General features: G+C 74.4%; 16 protein-coding genes and 2 pseudogenes. 8 read left to right on the forward strand and 10 right to left on the reverse strand.

Features of this window, described 5'->3' with window-relative positions:
• Nucleotides 1-177 precede the first annotated feature (177 nt).
• Nucleotides 178-600 carry an avidin/streptavidin family protein gene (locus BX266_RS31555; protein ID WP_099905450.1) on the reverse strand — a complete coding sequence of 141 codons (423 nt, stop codon included), beginning with the start codon at nucleotides 598-600 and terminating at the stop codon, nucleotides 178-180.
• 363 nt (nucleotides 601-963) lie between these two features.
• Between BX266_RS31555 and BX266_RS31560 the strand changes: the two genes are divergently transcribed.
• Both BX266_RS31560 and BX266_RS31565 read left to right on the forward strand, forming a co-directional pair.
• Nucleotides 964-1,794 carry a pentapeptide repeat-containing protein gene (locus tag BX266_RS31560; protein ID WP_099905452.1) on the forward strand — a complete coding sequence of 277 codons (831 nt, stop codon included), beginning with the start codon at nucleotides 964-966 and terminating at the stop codon, nucleotides 1,792-1,794.
• A gap of 201 nt (nucleotides 1,795-1,995) precedes the next feature.
• The gene (locus BX266_RS31565; RefSeq protein ID WP_099905454.1) at nucleotides 1,996-2,229 is read left to right on the forward strand and encodes a hypothetical protein; all 234 of its coding nucleotides are present in this window, start codon (nucleotides 1,996-1,998) and stop codon (nucleotides 2,227-2,229) included.
• 129 nt (nucleotides 2,230-2,358) lie between these two features.
• Here the strand turns inward: BX266_RS31565 and BX266_RS31570 are convergent, their stop codons facing one another.
• From BX266_RS31570 to BX266_RS31580, 4 genes and pseudogenes are all read right to left on the reverse strand, one after another.
• Nucleotides 2,359-2,934, reverse strand: a complete 576-nt coding sequence (locus tag BX266_RS31570) for a rhodanese-like domain-containing protein (protein ID WP_099905456.1) — start codon at nucleotides 2,932-2,934, stop codon at nucleotides 2,359-2,361.
• Between the two features lie 160 nt (nucleotides 2,935-3,094).
• Nucleotides 3,095-3,595, reverse strand: a pseudogene (locus BX266_RS41290) (TSUP family transporter); the annotation flags it as partial.
• A gap of 216 nt (nucleotides 3,596-3,811) precedes the next feature.
• A pseudogene (locus BX266_RS41295) lies at nucleotides 3,812-4,207 on the reverse strand (TSUP family transporter); the annotation flags it as partial.
• Complete coding sequence (locus BX266_RS31580; protein ID WP_259464946.1) at nucleotides 4,204-4,578, reverse strand: rhodanese-like domain-containing protein; 375 nt, start codon at nucleotides 4,576-4,578, stop codon at nucleotides 4,204-4,206. The pseudogene BX266_RS41295 and the gene BX266_RS31580, both read right to left, overlap by 4 nt.
• Nucleotides 4,579-4,858: 280 nt before the next feature.
• On the opposite strand from BX266_RS31580, the gene BX266_RS31585 reads away from it, so the two are divergent.
• Together BX266_RS31585 and BX266_RS31590 are read left to right on the forward strand one after the other, a co-directional pair.
• Complete coding sequence (locus tag BX266_RS31585; RefSeq protein WP_099905462.1) at nucleotides 4,859-6,229, forward strand: rhodanese-like domain-containing protein; 1,371 nt, start codon at nucleotides 4,859-4,861, stop codon at nucleotides 6,227-6,229.
• A gap of 161 nt (nucleotides 6,230-6,390) precedes the next feature.
• Complete coding sequence (locus tag BX266_RS31590) at nucleotides 6,391-6,657, forward strand: metal-sensitive transcriptional regulator (RefSeq protein WP_014139904.1); 267 nt, start codon at nucleotides 6,391-6,393, stop codon at nucleotides 6,655-6,657.
• 163 nt (nucleotides 6,658-6,820) lie between these two features.
• Here BX266_RS31590 and BX266_RS31595 read toward each other — a convergent pair whose 3' ends face one another.
• Nucleotides 6,821-7,087, reverse strand: a complete 267-nt coding sequence (locus tag BX266_RS31595; RefSeq protein ID WP_099905464.1) for a metal-sensitive transcriptional regulator — start codon at nucleotides 7,085-7,087, stop codon at nucleotides 6,821-6,823.
• A 293-nt stretch (nucleotides 7,088-7,380) separates the two neighbouring features.
• Between BX266_RS31595 and BX266_RS31600 the strand changes: the two genes are divergently transcribed.
• On the forward strand, nucleotides 7,381-7,830 hold the full coding sequence (locus BX266_RS31600) for a hypothetical protein (protein WP_099905466.1): 450 nt from the start codon (nucleotides 7,381-7,383) through the stop codon (nucleotides 7,828-7,830).
• Nucleotides 7,831-7,878: 48 nt separating this feature from the next.
• Here BX266_RS31600 and BX266_RS31605 read toward each other — a convergent pair whose 3' ends face one another.
• Complete coding sequence (locus tag BX266_RS31605; protein WP_099905468.1) at nucleotides 7,879-8,880, reverse strand: 1-acyl-sn-glycerol-3-phosphate acyltransferase; 1,002 nt, start codon at nucleotides 8,878-8,880, stop codon at nucleotides 7,879-7,881.
• A complete protein-coding gene (locus BX266_RS31610) occupies nucleotides 8,877-9,758 on the reverse strand; it encodes a GNAT family N-acetyltransferase (RefSeq protein ID WP_099905470.1) in 882 nt (293 codons plus the stop codon). The genes BX266_RS31605 and BX266_RS31610 overlap by 4 nt, the downstream gene beginning before the upstream one ends.
• 340 nt (nucleotides 9,759-10,098) lie before the next feature.
• On the opposite strand from BX266_RS31610, the gene mptB reads away from it, so the two are divergent.
• From mptB to BX266_RS31625, 3 genes are all read left to right on the forward strand, one after another.
• Entirely contained in the window at nucleotides 10,099-11,502 is a 1,404-nt protein-coding gene (mptB, locus tag BX266_RS31615; protein WP_099905472.1) for a polyprenol phosphomannose-dependent alpha 1,6 mannosyltransferase MptB, read from the forward strand.
• A complete protein-coding gene (locus BX266_RS31620) occupies nucleotides 11,496-12,815 on the forward strand; it encodes a glycosyltransferase 87 family protein (protein WP_099905474.1) in 1,320 nt (439 codons plus the stop codon). Before mptB ends, BX266_RS31620 begins: the two co-directional genes overlap by 7 nt.
• A 216-nt stretch (nucleotides 12,816-13,031) precedes the next feature.
• Complete coding sequence (locus tag BX266_RS31625; protein WP_259465179.1) at nucleotides 13,032-14,138, forward strand: DUF4037 domain-containing protein; 1,107 nt, start codon at nucleotides 13,032-13,034, stop codon at nucleotides 14,136-14,138.
• 140 nt (nucleotides 14,139-14,278) lie between these two features.
• Here BX266_RS31625 and BX266_RS31630 read toward each other — a convergent pair whose 3' ends face one another.
• Both BX266_RS31630 and BX266_RS31635 read right to left on the reverse strand, forming a co-directional pair.
• Complete coding sequence (locus tag BX266_RS31630) at nucleotides 14,279-15,103, reverse strand: bifunctional 2-polyprenyl-6-hydroxyphenol methylase/3-demethylubiquinol 3-O-methyltransferase UbiG (RefSeq protein ID WP_099905478.1); 825 nt, start codon at nucleotides 15,101-15,103, stop codon at nucleotides 14,279-14,281.
• Nucleotides 15,104-15,167: 64 nt separating this feature from the next.
• Nucleotides 15,168-16,277 carry a glycerate kinase gene (locus BX266_RS31635; RefSeq protein ID WP_259464947.1) on the reverse strand — a complete coding sequence of 370 codons (1,110 nt, stop codon included), beginning with the start codon at nucleotides 16,275-16,277 and terminating at the stop codon, nucleotides 15,168-15,170.
• Nucleotides 16,278-16,318: the final 41 nt, after the last annotated feature.

Genomic DNA, 16,318 nt, shown 5'->3' on the forward strand with positions numbered 1-16,318 from the left:
CGATCGAAGGCCCGTTTTTTGTCGATCCGTGATGTTCCGTTGCGTCGGACGGTGTCGTGCGGCCGGCGAGTGCGGCGGTCCGGCGCGGTCCGGGCCGGACCGGAGCGGCCCGGAGCGGCCCGGAGCGGGCGCCGGGCGCGGCGGCCCCGTGCGGCGGCCGAACCGCGGGCCCGGGGTTCAGGACGGCGGGTGCGGCAGCGGACGCGCCAGCCGCCGGACCTCCTCCAGCCGGGCCGGGTCCGGCTCCTGCCGGGTGAACAGATCGTGCCCCACCACCGTGGACTCCCACGCGTCCGGCGCCTCCGCGGAACGCGTCAGCAGCCACGCCGCCGAGATCCGCTCCACCGAATCCTCCTGGTACTGGCCGCTCCACGAGGTCACCGACCCCGCGTCGCTGTTCTCGTTGTGCCAGGCCACCGTCCAGCCCACCGCCGTCCCGTGCCCCGCCTCGCGCGGCGGCACCAACCGGCCGACCAGCGGGTACGCGCCACTGGCCCGCCCCGTCGCGGAGATGTACGTCCCGGTCAGCGCCCCGTCCGGGCCCGCCACCAACTTCATGTGCGAACCCAGCTCGCTGTACCAGTCGCCGGTGATGCCCACGCTGCTCCTCCTGCTGCCACCGCGTAGCTCGGACGCTCCGCCCACCACTGTGCCGCCCCGACCGCCCGGACGGCGGCGACGCGCGGACGGGAGTGGCACGGATGGCCGACACGCGCGCCCGGGCGGGGGCCTCGCGGGTGGTGCGGGCCCACACCGTCGAGCCCGTGGAGGTGGCGGGCGCGGCGGCTCGCCGGCCGGGGGACGCGGCGGGCGCGGTGGCCAGGGACGCGGGGCACGGTGGGCCACGGCGCACCCGGTGGACGGGAGGAACCGGGCGGGCAGGGACAATGGAAGGCGAACCGAACGCGAACCGTCGGGACCGGACCTCGGCCCGCGGCCCCGTCCCGCAGGAGACCCCGCACCGTGACCGACCAGCAGCACCCCGCCCCGACCGGCCGTCGACTCGACCTGCTCGCCGACTGCTCCGCCTGCTTCGGGCTGTGCTGCGTCGCCCTGCCCTTCGCCAAGTCGTCCGACTTCGCGGCCGACAAGAACGCCGGCACTCCCTGCCGCAACCTGCAGGACGACTACCGGTGCGGAATCCACCCCGCGCTGCGCGACCGCGGCTACCAGGGCTGCACCGTGTTCGACTGCTTCGGCGCGGGGCAGAAGGTCTCCCAGCACACCTTCGACGGCCGCAGCTGGCGCGAAGACCCCGACACCGCCCGGCAGATGTTCGACACCTTCCCGGTGATGCGTCAACTCCACGAACTGCTCTGGTACTTGACCGAGGCGCTGGATCTTCCGAAGGCCCGCCCGGTGCACACCGAACTCCGCCGCGCCCTGGACGGGATCGAGCAGCTCACTCGCCGGGACGCCGCCGCACTGATCGCCGCCGACGTCCCCGCGATCCGCGCCGAGACCAGCGAACTGCTGCTGCGGGCAAGCGAGCTGACCCGCAACGCGTTGCCCGGGAAGAAGCGCAACCACCGTGGCGCGGACCTGATCGGCGCCCGCTTGAAGGGGGCGGACCTGCGCGGCGCGAACCTCCGCGGCGCCTACCTGATCGCCGCGGACCTGTCCGGCGCGGACCTGCGCCAGGCAGACCTGATCGGCGCGGACCTGCGGGACGCCGACCTGCGCGGGGCCGACCTCACCGGAGCACTCTTCCTCACCCAGTCCCAACTCAACGCCGCCAAGGGTGACTCCACCACTCTGGTCGGTCCTGGCCCGGCGCGCCCCGCGCACTGGTGAGTCCGTGCCGGGCCGGGCCCGAGGGGCGGCGGGGCCGGGTCGGGCCAGGTGGAAGGCGGCGCGGGGGAGCGCGGGCGGGGGGCGTAGCAGGGGGCGCGCGAGGGCGCGCGCAGATCCCTGAAACGGGATTAATTACCTGCGGTCCAGGCGATCCGGGCGTATGGTCATGAACTCCCCGACGCGAGAGGAGGGTCATCCGCGATGGGAGTGTTCAAAGACGCCCCGCCCAGCGAACATCCGGACTTCACCCAACTGCGGTTCATGGCGGCCGGTACGCCGTCCTGGTGGAAACGCAACCGCCACAAGGCACTTGGTGTCGGCGGCCTGCTGATCGGCTTCTGGCTGGCCGGCCACCACGACACCACCGCCCCTGCCGCCTCCTGCACCCCGACGTCCACCTCCACCAGCGGCCAGGCGGCCGGCACCGGCCACTGACCGTCCCCGCCGGGCGGTAAGCACCAGGCCCCGGCCCGGGCCGTGAGCAGGCACGAACCGGGCCGGGGCCGACTGCGATCAGCTACCGGTGTGGTGATCGATCGTCAGTCCCGGAGAGGTGACGGTACGTCATTGATTGCCGTCGCGCAGCGCGGTGAGCGTCGCCGCGAACGCGGCAGCCGAGTCGCGCGGGCGGTTGTACGGCAGCTTGCCGAGCAGCATGCCCATCGCACACGTGTTGGAGACCGCCGAGAACAGCAGGCCGCCGCCGACCGCGGCGGACACCCAGCGCGCACCGGGAACGGCCAGGTCGACGAGCACGCCGGCCAGTACCAGCGAGGCCGCGACCAGCCGGACCTGACGGTCCATCGCCCAACGGACCTTCGCGCCCGCCGCCCGGTTCAGGTCGCCGCCGCCGGCCGTCCAGGCGGCCGTGCCGCCGTCGACCAGCAACGCGGGAATCCCGGCGGCGGCCAGCTGCTCGCAAGCGTTCGACGCGCGGGCGCCGGAAGCGCAGGTCACGGCCAGCTCGCCGCGGGCGGCCGCCGCGCGCAGCGCGGGCAGTGCCTCCGAGAGCCGGTCGAGCGGCACGTTGTACGCGCCGGGGATGTGGCCGCCGGCGAACTCGCCGGCAGAGCGGACATCGATCACGGTCAACTGCTCGATCCGGGGCTGCAGCTGGTCGACGGTCAGGGGAGCGGTCATGGGGCGGATGGCCTTTCGGGGTGAAGACGGAAACGGAGGCGAAGCCGGGACGGCAGTTCCGGCACGCGATCGAGGGACGCGGTTGAGGCCGGGCGGGGTCGGGGCGGGGTCGAGACGGGGGCGGGGCGGGGAGGCGGCGGGCAAGGGGGCGGGCGAGGCGTCAGAACACGGCGTCCACCAGCATCAGCGCGGCGACGGCGAGCAGGGCCACGGCGAAGATCCGCTGCAGAGTGCGGCCGGACAGCTTCGACGCGAGGCGTTTGCCGTCCCACGCGCCGAGGACCGCCGCGGCGGCGAACGGGCCGACCGTGGCCCACGGGATCTCGGCGGCGCCGCCGAGCCGGGGCAGCAGCGCGGCCAGCGAGTTGAGCGTGATCACCAGCAGGCTGGTGCCGATCGCCTCGGCCATCGGGAACGCCAGGAACGAAACCAGCGCAGGCACCGCGAGGAACCCGCCGCCGACCCCGAGCACACCGGTCGCCGCGCCCAGGCCCGCCCCGGCGAGAGCGGAGCGCCGCGCCGACACGGGTACGGGGACGGGGGTCGCCGCGGCGCTCGGCGTCGGACCGAGGGGCCTTGCGGGGGTCGGATTCGGCAGGGTGGCGGTTGCGGCGGCCACGTGCAAGGAGGCTGCCACGCCGCTCGCTGTCGTGGTGCCGGGCAACGGGAAAGCGATTTCCGCCTCCCTGCTCGGCGCGCCGTCGGCGGCGGTGCAGGCGGTGCCGACGGCTCCGGGCGCGAGGTACGCCGTTCCGCCTGACGGGGGAGAACCGGCGGCGGTAGTGGCAGCCGTCGCGAGGTACGCCGTTCCGTCGGGCAGCGGGAAAGCGGTTGCCGTCGTGGGGTGCGGGCGGTGCTCGGGGCAGCCGGAGTCAGTGGATCCGGCGGCGCGGCCGGGGCAGCCGGGGCGGTTGCGGCCCGCGGCGAGCATGCGCCACGCGGCCAGCCCGGCAAGGAGGGCGAACGCGGTGGTCAGGGCCGGTCCGGGCAGGTGGCGGGAGAGTGCTCCGCCGAGTGCGGCCAGCGGGAGTCCGGCGGCGCCGAACAGCAGGCCGCTGCGCCAGCGGACCCGGCCGGCCCGGGCGTGGGCGACCAGTCCGGTGAGCGAGGTCACGGCGACGATCAGCAGGCTGGCGGTGCTCGCGGTGCCCGGGGTCAGCCCGATCAGGTAGATCAGCGCGGGGACGGCGAGCATGCTGCCGCCGCCGCCCAGCCCGCCGAGCGCCAACCCGACCACCGCGCCCGCGGCCAGCGCGAGCAGCACGGTGGTCATATCGCTCCGCCGCAGCGACACTCGCCCCGGTGCGCGGGCAGCCCGGCGAGCGCCCAGGCGCGCATCCCGCCGACCACGTTCGCCGTCGGCACCCCGCGCGCGCTCAGCAGCTCGGCGGCCAGCATCGAACGGTTCCCGGAACGGCACACCGCGAGCACCGGCCGCCCGTCCGCCGCGGCCCGCGCGAGGTCTGCCGGACCCTCTCCGGCGGCGAGGCCGGGGAGCGGGAGGAGGAAGGCGCCGGGTGCGTGCACCTCGGCGTACTCCGCGGGCTCGCGGACGTCGAGCAGCAGCACCTCGCCGGCGGCGGCCAGGCGATGCGCCTCGGCGGGGTCGATCTGGGCGGGCGCGGGCTGAGGGGTCCAGGCCACGGTGTCCTCCTGGCAATCGCGGGGCGGTACTTGAGGGAGTTCGCCGGCCCCCCGGAGGCGGTCGGCCATCCCGGGAAGATACCGGTGGGGGTATATCGTTGGTCTCGAGCATATACCCCCACCGGTATCGGCCCGGGATAGCCCGATGGCCGAGAACTACCTGGGATAATACCTATGGGGGTATCGATATCCGTGTGCGTGTCCGCCCGGACGCCCCGGACGGCGACCACCCTCCGGCGCGCCCCGAGCGCGCCCGGCCGACGCAGAGATGGGGACACCCGTGTTCTTCGCCCAGTACTACCTCGACTGCCTCTCCCAGGCCTCGTACCTGATCGCGGACGAGACCACCGGCCGTGCCGTGGTGGTCGACCCGCGCCGGGACGTGGACGAGTACCTCGCGGAGGCCGAGGCCCGCGGCTTCACGGTCGAGGGCGTCATCAACACCCACTTCCACGCGGACTTCCTCTCCGGCCACCTCGAACTGGCCGCCCGCACCGGCGCCTGGATCGGCTACGGCAAGCGCGCCGAGACCGAGTACCCGATCCGCAAGCTCGCCGAGGGTGAGCGGATCAGCCTCGGCGAGGTGGTCCTGGAGATCCTGGAGACGCCCGGCCACACCCCCGAGTCGATCAGCGTGCTGGTCCGTGAACGCGCCGACGACGCCGTCCCGTACGGCGTCCTCACCGGCGACGCCCTGTTCATCGGCGACGTCGGCCGCCCCGACCTGCTGGCCTCCGTCGGCGTCACCGCCGACCAGCTCGGCCGGATGCTGTACGACAGCGTCCAGCACAAGCTGATGGCCCTGGACGACCAGGTCCGGGTGCTCCCCGCGCACGGCGCCGGCTCCGCCTGCGGGAAGAACCTGTCCACCGAGCGGCATTCCACCATCGGGCAGCAGCGGGTCACCAACTACGCCTGCGCGCCGATGACCGAGGACGAGTTCGTGGCCATCGTCACCGCCGGGCAGCCCGCCGCGCCCGGTTACTTCGGCTACGACGCCGACCTGAACCGCCGCGAGCGCGAACTGTTCGACGCCGCCGCACTCGCCGGCCCGCTGGACGCCGACGCCTTCCTCGGCCGGCGTGCCGCGGGCGCCGTCGTGGTCGACGCCCGCGACCCGGTCGCGTTCGCGGCCGGGCACCTGGACGGCGCCATCAACGTCCCCGCCGACGGCCGCTTCGCCGAGCAGTCCGGCACCGTCCTCGACCCGGCCTGGCCGCTGCTGGTGGTCGCCCCCGAGGGTCGCGAGCAGGAGACCGTCACCCGTCTCGCCCGGATCGGCTTCGACCGCGTCGCCGGCTACCTCGCCGACCCGGAGCAGACGTTCCGCTCCGTCCCCGAGCAGATGCGCCAGGCCCCGCGCCGTACCGTCGCCGACCTGCGGGCCGAACTCGCAGGCAGCGAGCCGCCGTTGGTGGTCGACGTGCGCGGCGAGGGCGAGCGCGCAGGCGGATTGATCCCCGGCTCGGTGCACCTCCCGCTGGCCGAACTGCCGCAGCGCATCGCCGAGATGCCGCAGGACCGCCCCGTCGTCGTGCACTGCGCCGGCGGCCACCGGTCCTCCATCGCCGCCAGCCTGCTGCGTCACCATGGTCACCCGCAGACCTCCGACCTGCTGGGCGGCTACGGCGCCTGGGAGTCCGCGGTCTGAGCCGGTTCGGGCGGTCGGCCGGGCCGTCTTGAGGGGGAATGCCCGGCCCGACGGTCGGGTTGATACCGGCGGGGGTATGAGCTGATCGTCACGCCAGGTGGCGGACACAACGGGGGCGGGCAGCCCGGGCGGGCCGCCCGTCGAGGACGAGGAGGAGCCTCATGCAGGTGGGCGACGAGGCCGTCGGCGCAGTGCTGAACCGGCTGCGCCGGGCGCAGGGCCAACTGGCCGGAGTGATCGCGATGATCGAGGCCGGCCGCGACTGCAAGGACGTGGTGACGCAGCTCGCAGCGGTGTCGCGGGCGCTGGACCGCGCCGGGTTCAAGATCGTCGCCAGCGGCATGCGGCAGTGCATGGCCGAGGCGGAGGAGGGCGGTGCGCCGATGAGCGAGGCAGAGCTGGAGAAGCTCTTCCTGGCCCTCGCCTGAGCCGCCGCGCCGAAGCCTGCGGGAAGCGCTTTCCCGTTCGGTGCCGGGCCGGGCCGCCACGACCCCGCCCGACGCCGTTCGGGGAGGCGCTTTCATGCGTCTCGTCGAACCCGGCCGACAGTCGTGCCAGGCCGATCCCCGGGGCGGGTGGGCGCGGGCGCGGTCAGGCGAGGGTGAGGAACATCTTCTCGAGTTCCGCCTCGGTCATCGGCGGGGTGTTCTCGTCCCCGGAGGCCAGGCACTGGCGCATGCCGCTGGCCAGGATCTTGAAGCCGGCCCGGTCCAGCGCCCGCGAGACGGCGGCGAGCTGCGTTACCACGTCCTTGCAGTCCCGCCCGGCCTCGATCATCGCGATCACGCCGGTCAGCTGGCCCTGCGCCCGGCGCAGCCGGTTCAGCACCGCGCCCACGGCTTCCTCGTCCACCTGCATCGAGCACCTCCTTGCCTTCTCTGAACCCGCCCGATCATACGGGAGCCGCCCGCCCCGCCCGGCGCGGCAGCCGGGCGACCCCGCCCGCGCCCCGCGGCGGTGACCTGCGTCGATGATCAGGATCGCCGGACGCGGCCCGCCGCGGCGCGAGCCGGCCCCTGCGCCGTCGGCCGGCGCGGAGCCGTTCGGCAGGCAGCTCGCGGGCCTCCGGGCCGAGGTCAATGGGCTGACGCAGTGTCAGAGCCGACTGCCAGAATGGCAGTTGTCCGAGCCTCCAACGGAAGGAAGTGCCCATGAACCTTGCGCAGCAACGGCGTTCGGCCCGACGCGGCCCTGTTGCGGTGGTCTTTGCCGTTCTCCTGGCAGGCGGCCTGGCCGCCTGCTCCTCCGATGACGGGAAGACGTGGAAGAGCTGGTCCGATAAGGGCGGCAAGGACCAGGTCGTGCTGATCGGCAAAGACATCCAGGCGTTGCTGGGTGCCACCGGAGGGTCGCCCGAGGTGACGGACCGCTGCCGACACGTCCTCGACGACATCAAGGCGGCGAAGGCGTACCGGGCGATACCCGACAAGACCGCGCAGTCGTTGTGGCAGGAGACCCTCGACCGGGCGCAGACCGCGGCCACCAACTGCACCCAGAACACCGATTCGCTCACCGGCGGCGCCAAGCTCAGCGAGGTCATCGAGGCCCAGAGTTCCTACCACCTGTTGGCCCAGCGGATATCGGATCTCTCCGCGTCCTAGCGCGGATGCCCGGATACCCGGATGCCCGTGGGTCCGTATGTCCGGAGGCTAGCGTCGTGCCTCGACCGGGTCTCCGTCCCGGCTCGTCGTCGTCCCGCTCCCGGCGCGCGTCGTTCCGCTCCCGGCGCCTTCCGGCGTGACGCCCTGGAGCGGGATCCGGCGCAGCGGCTCGCCGGGGGTGCGCACCGGACGCTCCGCGGGGTGGGCGTTCACCGAGCAGCTCGCGCAGTCGGGGACGTCCGGCAGGCCGTCGGTGTAGCGCTGCCGGTCCACCACGCGCTGTGCGGCGGCGGCGAGTTGACGGCGCCCGGGGAACAGCGCGGGCGGCAACTGCGGGAGGAACTCGACCTCCGCGGCCAGGCCGCGCACCGACACCACGCGCCAGAGCGAGGCGAGCAGCCCGTCCTCGCCGACGAACGCCGGCGCGGTGCTCGGCCCGTCGGCCGTGCGGTAGCGCAGCGTCAGCGGCTGCACGGGCACGTCGGCGCGCACCGCGGCTTCGAACAGCGCCGGGCGGAACCGTCCGCCGCCGCGGCCGCACCAGGTGCTGCCCTCGGGGAAGACCACCACGCGCTCGCCCCGGCGCAGCGCCGCCGCGATCCGGTCGACGGTCTCGGGCAGCGCCCGCAGACGGTCCCGGTCGATGAAGATGGTGCCGCCCCAGGAGGTCACCGGGCCGAGCACCGGCCAGCGGCCGACCTCGGTCTTGGCGAGCATCCGGCCGGGACGGACGGCGGCGACCAGCAGGATGTCCAGCCAGGAGATGTGGTTGGCGACCAGCAGCGATCCGCCGAGCTGCTTCCCGGGTACCGCGATCGGCCGCACCCGGACCCCGAGGGTGGCCAGCAGGAGCCGCGCCCACCAGCGCGCCAGCCGTTCGGCCGGCAGCCACGACAGCGCGCGGACCAGCGGCACCGCCAGGATTCCGGCGACCAGCACGGACAGGCAGCCCGCCAGCCGCAGCACGCGCTGCGGCACGGCGACCCGAGGTCCGCCGACCGTCACGCAGTCGCCGGGCGTGCACGGCGCGGTCGGCAGCCAGGCACTCATGCCGCCGTCGCCGTTCCGCTCGCGCCCGCGGAAGTGCCGCCGGCCGTACCGGAGTTGCCGATGATCGCGGAGATCGGCAGGTCGGCCGCGGCGGCCAGGAAGTGCCGCAGGTACCGCGGGTCGGTGCGCTCCAGCGACAGCAGGACGTACAGGTCCGCCACGTTGAAGTCCGGGTCGTACGCGGGCTCGCCGCACACCCACGCGCCCAGCCGCAGGTAGCCGCGCAGCAGCGCCGGCACCGGCGTACGGCCCTGCCGGGCCACGCCCTCCGCCGACCACGGGCGCAGCGGCGCCACCCGGTACTCCTGCGGGGCGAGGTGCTTGGCCGACACCGCGTCCCACACGCCCGCGGCGGTGGCCCCGCCGTCGGCCAGCGGCACCGAGCAGCAGCCCGCCAGCCAGGCGTTGCCGGTGGCCGTCATGTAGCGGGCGATGCCGCCCCACATCAGGTTGATCACCGCGCCGTTGCCGCGGTGCGGCTCGGCGATGCAGGACCGGCCGACCTCCACCATGCCGTCCCGCAGCCCGCCGAGCCGGGCCAGGTCGAACTCGGTGTCCGAGTACAACCGGCCCGCGCGGCGCGCCTGTTCGGGACGGAGCAGCCGGTACGTGCCGACCACCTCGCCGCTGGGCTGCTCGCGCACCAGCAGGTGGTCGCAGAACTCGTCGAACGGGTCCGCGTCCAGGCCGGGCAGCGGCGAGTTCAGCACCGCGCCCATCTCGTCCGCGAACACCTGGTGGCGCAGCCGCTGGGCGGCCCGCACGTCCTCCGCGGTGCGCGCGAACGCCAGTTGGTAGGACGGCTGTTGATCGGCGGCAGCGGTGGCACGACCGCGGGCCGAGGAGGACTGGGCGGGGCGGGCGGGGGCGGTGGTCATGGCGGACTCTCCGGGATCTCGGGGCGCGATACGGTGGGCGACGGACAGCACGGGACGACACGCAACGACACGAGCGCTCGTGTCGATCCGCCGGTCGGGCGGAGCGGCCACGGGCGGCACCCGTATGTCTCCCCTGCGCGCCTGGCCCCAAGGTGGACGGCCGACGGAGACCAGATGTGCACATGCTGAATGGCCGGTTCGGCATCCGGAGCAGCCCTTTCGCCCCGCCACGAGGGGCCCGAGCTCAGCCGGACCGACGCCCGATCCGGACTCTCCTTGGTCACCCGACGGACGCAGGCTCTTCGCCCGTGGGCCACCCCGCTCTGCCAGCGTTCCCGACATGCCGAACACGGGCGCGAACGCCTACCCGAGCCGGTACCGGTGGCTCGGACTCCTGGGCTCGCTCGCGCTCGCCGGCGGCGGACTCACCTCCGGTGCGCTGCCCGCCGCCGACACCGGCCCCACCCTGCGCGCCTCCGGCGGCGCCGGCACCGTGCTGGTGTTCGCCGGGCTGGCGGTGCTGACCGCCGCCTGGTTGCTCCTCGGCCGCCCCGCCGACGGCCAACCTCCGCCCCGCGCCCGCTGGTTGGCCGCGACCCTGGCCTGGTGGGCGGCCCCGCTGCTGCTCCTGCCGCCGCTGTTCAGTCGCGACGTCTACAGCTACCTCGCCCAAGGCGCCCTGTTGGAAAGCGGATTCGACGTCTACACCGTCGGCCCCGCCGCGCTCGGCGGCGCCGTCGCCCAGCAGGTGCCGCACGTCTGGCAGGACACCCCCGCCCCGTACGGCCCCGGCTTCATGCTGCTCGCCCGCGCCACCGCCCCGCTCGCCGAACACCCGTACGCCGGAACGCTGTTGCTGCGCTTGACCGCCGTCCTTGCGGTCGCCGCGCTGGCCGCCCTGCTGGTCGCCCTGGCCCGTGCCATCGGAGCCGACCCGGCCGCCGCGCTGCGCCTCGGCGCGCTCAACCCACTGGTCCTGCTGCACCTGATAGCGGGCGCGCACAACGACGCCCCGCCGCTCGCCCTGATGCTCGGCGGCCTGCTCGCCGCCGCCCGCCGCCGCCCGCTGCTGGCCGCCGCCCTGGTCACCGCCGCCGCCCTGGTCAAGGCGCCCGCACTGCTCGCGCTGCCCGCCGTCTGGTGGCTGGTCGCCCACGATCGGGCCGGGCCGCGCCGCCTGCGTGCCGCCGGCCAGGTCCTGGCTGCGGCTGCCGTCACCACGGCCGCCGTCACCGCCGCGGCCGGCACCGGCTACGGCTGGATCACCGCCCTCACCACCCCGGCCACCGCCACCAGTTGGTCCCTCACCAGCAGCTTCGGTCGGACGCTCGCCGACCTCACCGGCGCCGCCCCCGCCGCTACCGTGACCACCGTCCGCCTGCTCGGCCTGGCCCTCGCCGCCGCGACGATCCTGCTGCTCGCCCTACGGGTCGGCCGCGCCGAACACGACCCGCTGGCCGCGCTGGCGCTCGGATTCGGCGCCCTGGTCGCCCTCGGACCGGCGTTCCGCCCCTGGTACGCGCTGTGGTGTCTCGTCCCCGCGGCCCTCGCCGCACGCACCCCGAACGCCCGCCGACTCGCCGAACTCGCCTGTCTCATAATGGCGTTCACCGTTATGCCGGACGGATTCGGGCCCGACTCCGCCGAGTTGGTGCTCACCGCAGGCGGCCTGGCCATCGGCGCTTTCACCGTGCTTCTGGCGGAACGTCAGATGGCCTTCCAGGAAAGGCAGCTGGCTTGCTGAAGCGGGGCTCCACCACCGCCCGGATCGCGGTCCTCACCCTCGCGGTCCTCGCCACCGCCGTCGTGCTCGCCGTGATACCCGGCCACCGTGGCTGGTTCGACGTCGGCGTCTACTACGGCACCGTGCGGCACTGGATCGACACCGGACAGATCTACGACTACGTCCGGCCCGGCACCGTCTACGGGTTCACCTACCCGCCGTTCGCCGCGGTCTGCATGCTGCCGATGCGCCTGTTCGGCTGGCACCCCGCGGTCGCCGTCAGCGTCGCCCTCTCCGCTGCCGCCACCGCCCTGCTGCTGTACTGGCTGGTCGACCCGATCGCCCGCCGGCGCGACTGGTGCCGCTGGTACGCCTTCGGCCTCGCCGCCTGCCTGTGCGCGCTCACCAACCCCGTCCGCGACACCTTCAGCTTCGGCCAGGTCAACCTACTGTTGGTCGCCCTGGTCTTCACCGACCGGCAATTGGTCGGCAGCCGCTGGTCGTTCCTCGTCGGCATCGGCACCGGCCTGGCGGCCGCGATCAAGCTCACCCCCGCGCTGTTCATCGTCCACCTGCTCATCACCCGTCAGTGGCGGGCCGCCGCGACCGCCACCGCCACCGCCCTCGCCGCCACCGGCGTCGGCTTCCTGATCGGCCCCCAGGTCTCCCGGCAGTTCTGGACCGCCACCCTGTGGGACACCGACCGGGTCGGCGGCTTCGCCAACATGTCCAACCAGTCCCTGCAAGGACTCATCGCCCGCCTCGGCCCCCAACTTCCCGGCCGCTCCCTATGGGTGGCCGCCTCGCTCGCCGTCCTCGCCGTCTGGGCCTACCGCCTGCGCCGCGCCGACCGAGCTCACGACTCCCTCGCCGCCTACAGCCTCACCGGCCTGGCCTGCTGCCTGGTCAGCCCGATCACCTGGGTCCACCACCTGGTCTGGATGCTCCCCGGCCTCGTCGTCCTCGCCGACGCCGTCCTGAACGTCCGCCGGACCGCCCGCCGCCGCGTCCTGCTCACCGCCACCTGGCTGATCCAACTCGTCGTCTGCAGCGGCATGGTGTGGCTCTGGCGACCCGACGGCCGCAGCCTCGGAACCCTGCTCGGCGGCAGCGCCTACGTCCTCGTCACCGTCGCCCTGCTGATCGCCATGCCGATCCGGCAGCGCCCCGAGGAACCCGCCGCGGAGCCCGCATCCGTCGCCCGCACGGCCGTCCTCGTCCCGCTCCCCGCCGAAGCCGCGCCCGCCTCGGCCGCCGCCCCCGGCGGCCTCGGCACACCCGACGGTTCCGACCGCCCCCGCCGCCCCGGGAAGCGACCCGCCGCCGTCGGCTGAGGTTCTGGCGGGGACCAGGGTCACCACACCGCGGTGTTCGAGGACGCGCCGGGCACCGATAAGCGATGGATCCTGCCGTGCGGCGCTGCCACAGTGGGCCGCATGACCACGCCCCGTGAGCCCGCCCCGTCCGCCGCGACTGGCGCGTCCGCCGGGTCCGCCGGGTCCGGCGGGTCCGGCGTGCCTGCCCTGCCTGCCGCGTCTGCTGCTTCGGACGTGCCCTTCGTGTCGGGGATCGAGCTCGCGAGGGCGTTGCACGAGGAAGCGGTCCGGCCCCTGCTGGAAAGCGCTTACCCGCAGCTTCGGTACGCAGCGGCGCGGATCGGCGCCGGATCCGAAGTGCTCGGCTTCGACACCGCGCGATCCGCCGACCACGACTGGGGGCCGCGGCTGCAGCTCTTCCTCACCCCCGAGGACGCCCGGCGACACGGCCGGGCCATCACCGAACTCCTCGCCGAACGCCTCCCCCGACGGATCCGCGGCTGGTCCACCCACTACCGGCGCACCGGCGACCCGCTCAACCCCGTCAGCCACCTCGAACCCGCCCACGGCCCCGTCGTCGACCACCGCGTCACCGTCCACGACCTGCCCGGCTGGCTCACCACCCACCTCGATCCCCGCGCCGCCCGCTGGACCGACACCGCCCCGACCCCCACTGACTGGCTCGCCCTGCCGCAGCAACGGCTCGCCGAGTTCACCGGCGGCGCCGTGTTCCACGACGACCTCGGCCTCCTCACCGCGACCCGAGCCCGCCTCGCCCACTACCCCGACCAGGTCCGCCGCTACCTGCTGGCCAGTCAGTGGCAGCGCATCGCCCAGGAAGAGGCGTTCGTCGGCCGCTGCGCCGAGGTCGACGACGACCTCGGCGCAGCCGTCGTCACCGCCCGGCTGGTCCGCGACCTGATGCGTCTGGCCTTCCTGATGCACCGCTGCTACGCGCCGTACAGCAAATGGCTCGGCAGCGCCTTCGCCCGCCTCGACACCGACCCCGCGCTCGCCCCCGCCCTGCGCGCCGCCCTCGCCGCACCCGACCATGCCAGCCGTGAACGCCATCTGTGCGAGGCGTACGAGAGCGCCGCCCGCACCCACAACTCCCTCGGCCTGACCGAACCCCTGGACCCCACCCGCCGCTCCTACCACAGCCGCCCCTACCAGGTCCTGCACGCCGACCGCTTCGCCCAGGCCCTGCGACGCACCGTCACCGACCCCGAGCTGCGCGACCTCCCACTGATCGGCGCCGTCGACCAGTGGGCCGACAACACAGATCTGCTCGGCCGGCCTGACATCGTCCACGCGGCCGTCGACACGCTCACCGGGCGCTGACGGCAGGGTGCAGGAGGAGAGAGGAGAGCGGGGCAGCGACAGGGCAGGACGGGGAGAGGAGGACGGCCCAGGGCGGGCCGGAACCGACATCGAGGCGGGCGGACGCGGAGCCGGCGACGGTCGGGGCGCCCGACGGTGGGTCAGGACGCGCGAGTCGCGCGCAGCGAGTAGACCAGGGGGATCCGCGGGCCGGGCGGCAGGGCGAAGTGACCGTGCGCGTGCTCGTGCAGGAACTCCAGACGCAGACCGGCGGCCGCGAGCGCGCTGACCACGTCGCCGACGCCGTGCCGCCACTGCACCGTCCTGGTCGCCGTCAGCCGGGAGTCGGGGTCCGCATAGCTGGTGGGCACGTCCAGGACGGCCGGGTGGCGGTCGAAGTAGTCCTCCACCAGCGTGCGGCCGTCCTCCGCCACCAGCTCCGCCACCGGATGGAACTCCGCCAGGTACACGAACCCGCCCGGCCGCACCAGCTCCGCTGCCGTGCGGGCCCAACCCGCCAGATCCGGCAGCCAGTTCAGTGCGCCCATGCCGGTGTACACCACGTCGAAGGTCTCGCCGCCGAGTGCCGCCACCGCGCCGTACACGTCGGAGACCACGAACCGCGCCGAGTCCGCGCCGATCCGGGCCGCCAGCTTCGCCGCCTCCGCGACGGCGGGCTCGGAGAAGTCCAGGCCGGTGACCGCCGCGCCGCGGCGGGCCCAGTCGAGGGTGTCCAGGCCGAGGTGGCACTGCAGGTGCAGCAAGCGCTTTCCGGTCACCTCCCCGACCTCGGCGAGCTCGAAGTCCCGCAGGGCGGCGGCGCCCGCGACGAACGCCGGAATGTCGTAGAACGACCCGTCGAGATGGACGGGGACGCGCTCGTCCCAGTTCGCGCGGTTGAGCTCCGCCCACTCCGACCAGTCGGAGGCCGACCGGGCTTCGCTCTGCGGGAGGTGGGGCGAGTCGGGAGAGAGACGATCGGGCATGGGGCCCCACCCTGGTCCGAGGCAGGCAGCCTGGCAACGGATTGTCGGGCGGCGCGGCCGCAGTTCACCCGATCGGACCGGCCGCCGAAGCCTGCCGGCTCGCCAGTACGGCCCCTGCCCGGTACAGCCAGCGCGCCGGCTCGGCACGCGCCGCGGACGAGGACCCCGCCAGTTCGGACAGCGTCAGCACTCCAGGGACCGCCGATTCGCCCGCCACCACCACGGACGGGACACCGGCCGCGTCGGCGAGCCCCACCACCTCGCCGACCGCCTTGCCCTGCAGACTGGTTGCGTCGAACCGCCCCTCACCGGTGATCAGCAGCTCGGCCCGTGCCAACAGGCCCGGCAGGCCCAGCAGTTCGGCGACAGCCGAGGCGCCCGGCTCGACCACCGCGCCCCACGCCGCCGTCAGCCCGTACCCCGTGCCACCCGCCGCCCCCGCGCCAGGTGCGCTCGGAGCGCCGCCGAGCAGCGCCGCGAGCCGCGTCAACCGCGTTTCCAGTAGCGGGAGTTCACGCTTGCCCGCGCCCTTCTGCGGCCCGTACACCGCTGCCGCACCGCGTTCGCCGAGCAGCGGATTGGTCACGTCCGTCAGCAACACCACCCCACCGGGCGGCGACGGGAGCAGACCTCCGGGATCGAAGCCCGACGCCCGCTCCAGAGCGGCGTCCAGGTCTTCCGGACCGTCAGGGAGCGGCGCTCCTGCGGCGTCCAGCAGCCTCGCACCCAGTGCCGACAGCAGGCCGTACCCGCCGTCGGTCGACGCGGAGCCGCCCAGGCCGATCAGCAGCCGGGTGGCGCCCGCGCCCAGCGCGGCCGCGACGGTCTCGCCGGTACCCCGGGTGGTCGCCGTCACCGGCTGCAACTCGCCACCCAGCAGCGGCAGTCCACTGGCCACCGCCAGCTCCACCACCGCCGTCCCGTCCGGCAGCAAGGCGAACCGCCCCGGCACCGGCCGCCCGTCCGGGCCGCTCACCCCCGGCACCTCGACCAGCCGAGCGCCCGGGCTCGCCGACACGATCGCGGCGAGCGTTCCCTCCCCGCCGTCCGCCATCGGCGCGCACCGCACCCGGTCCGCCGTCCGCACCGACCGCCATCCGGCCGCCAGCGCGTCCGCCGCCTCCGTCGCGTCGATCGTCCCCTTGAACGAATCCGGCGCCACCACGACCCGCACCCGCCACCTCCGCCTCGCTGGATCCCGTCCGACCATTCTTC

Source organism: Streptomyces sp. TLI_171 (genome assembly GCF_003610255.1).
GTDB lineage: Bacteria > Actinomycetota > Actinomycetes > Streptomycetales > Streptomycetaceae > Kitasatospora.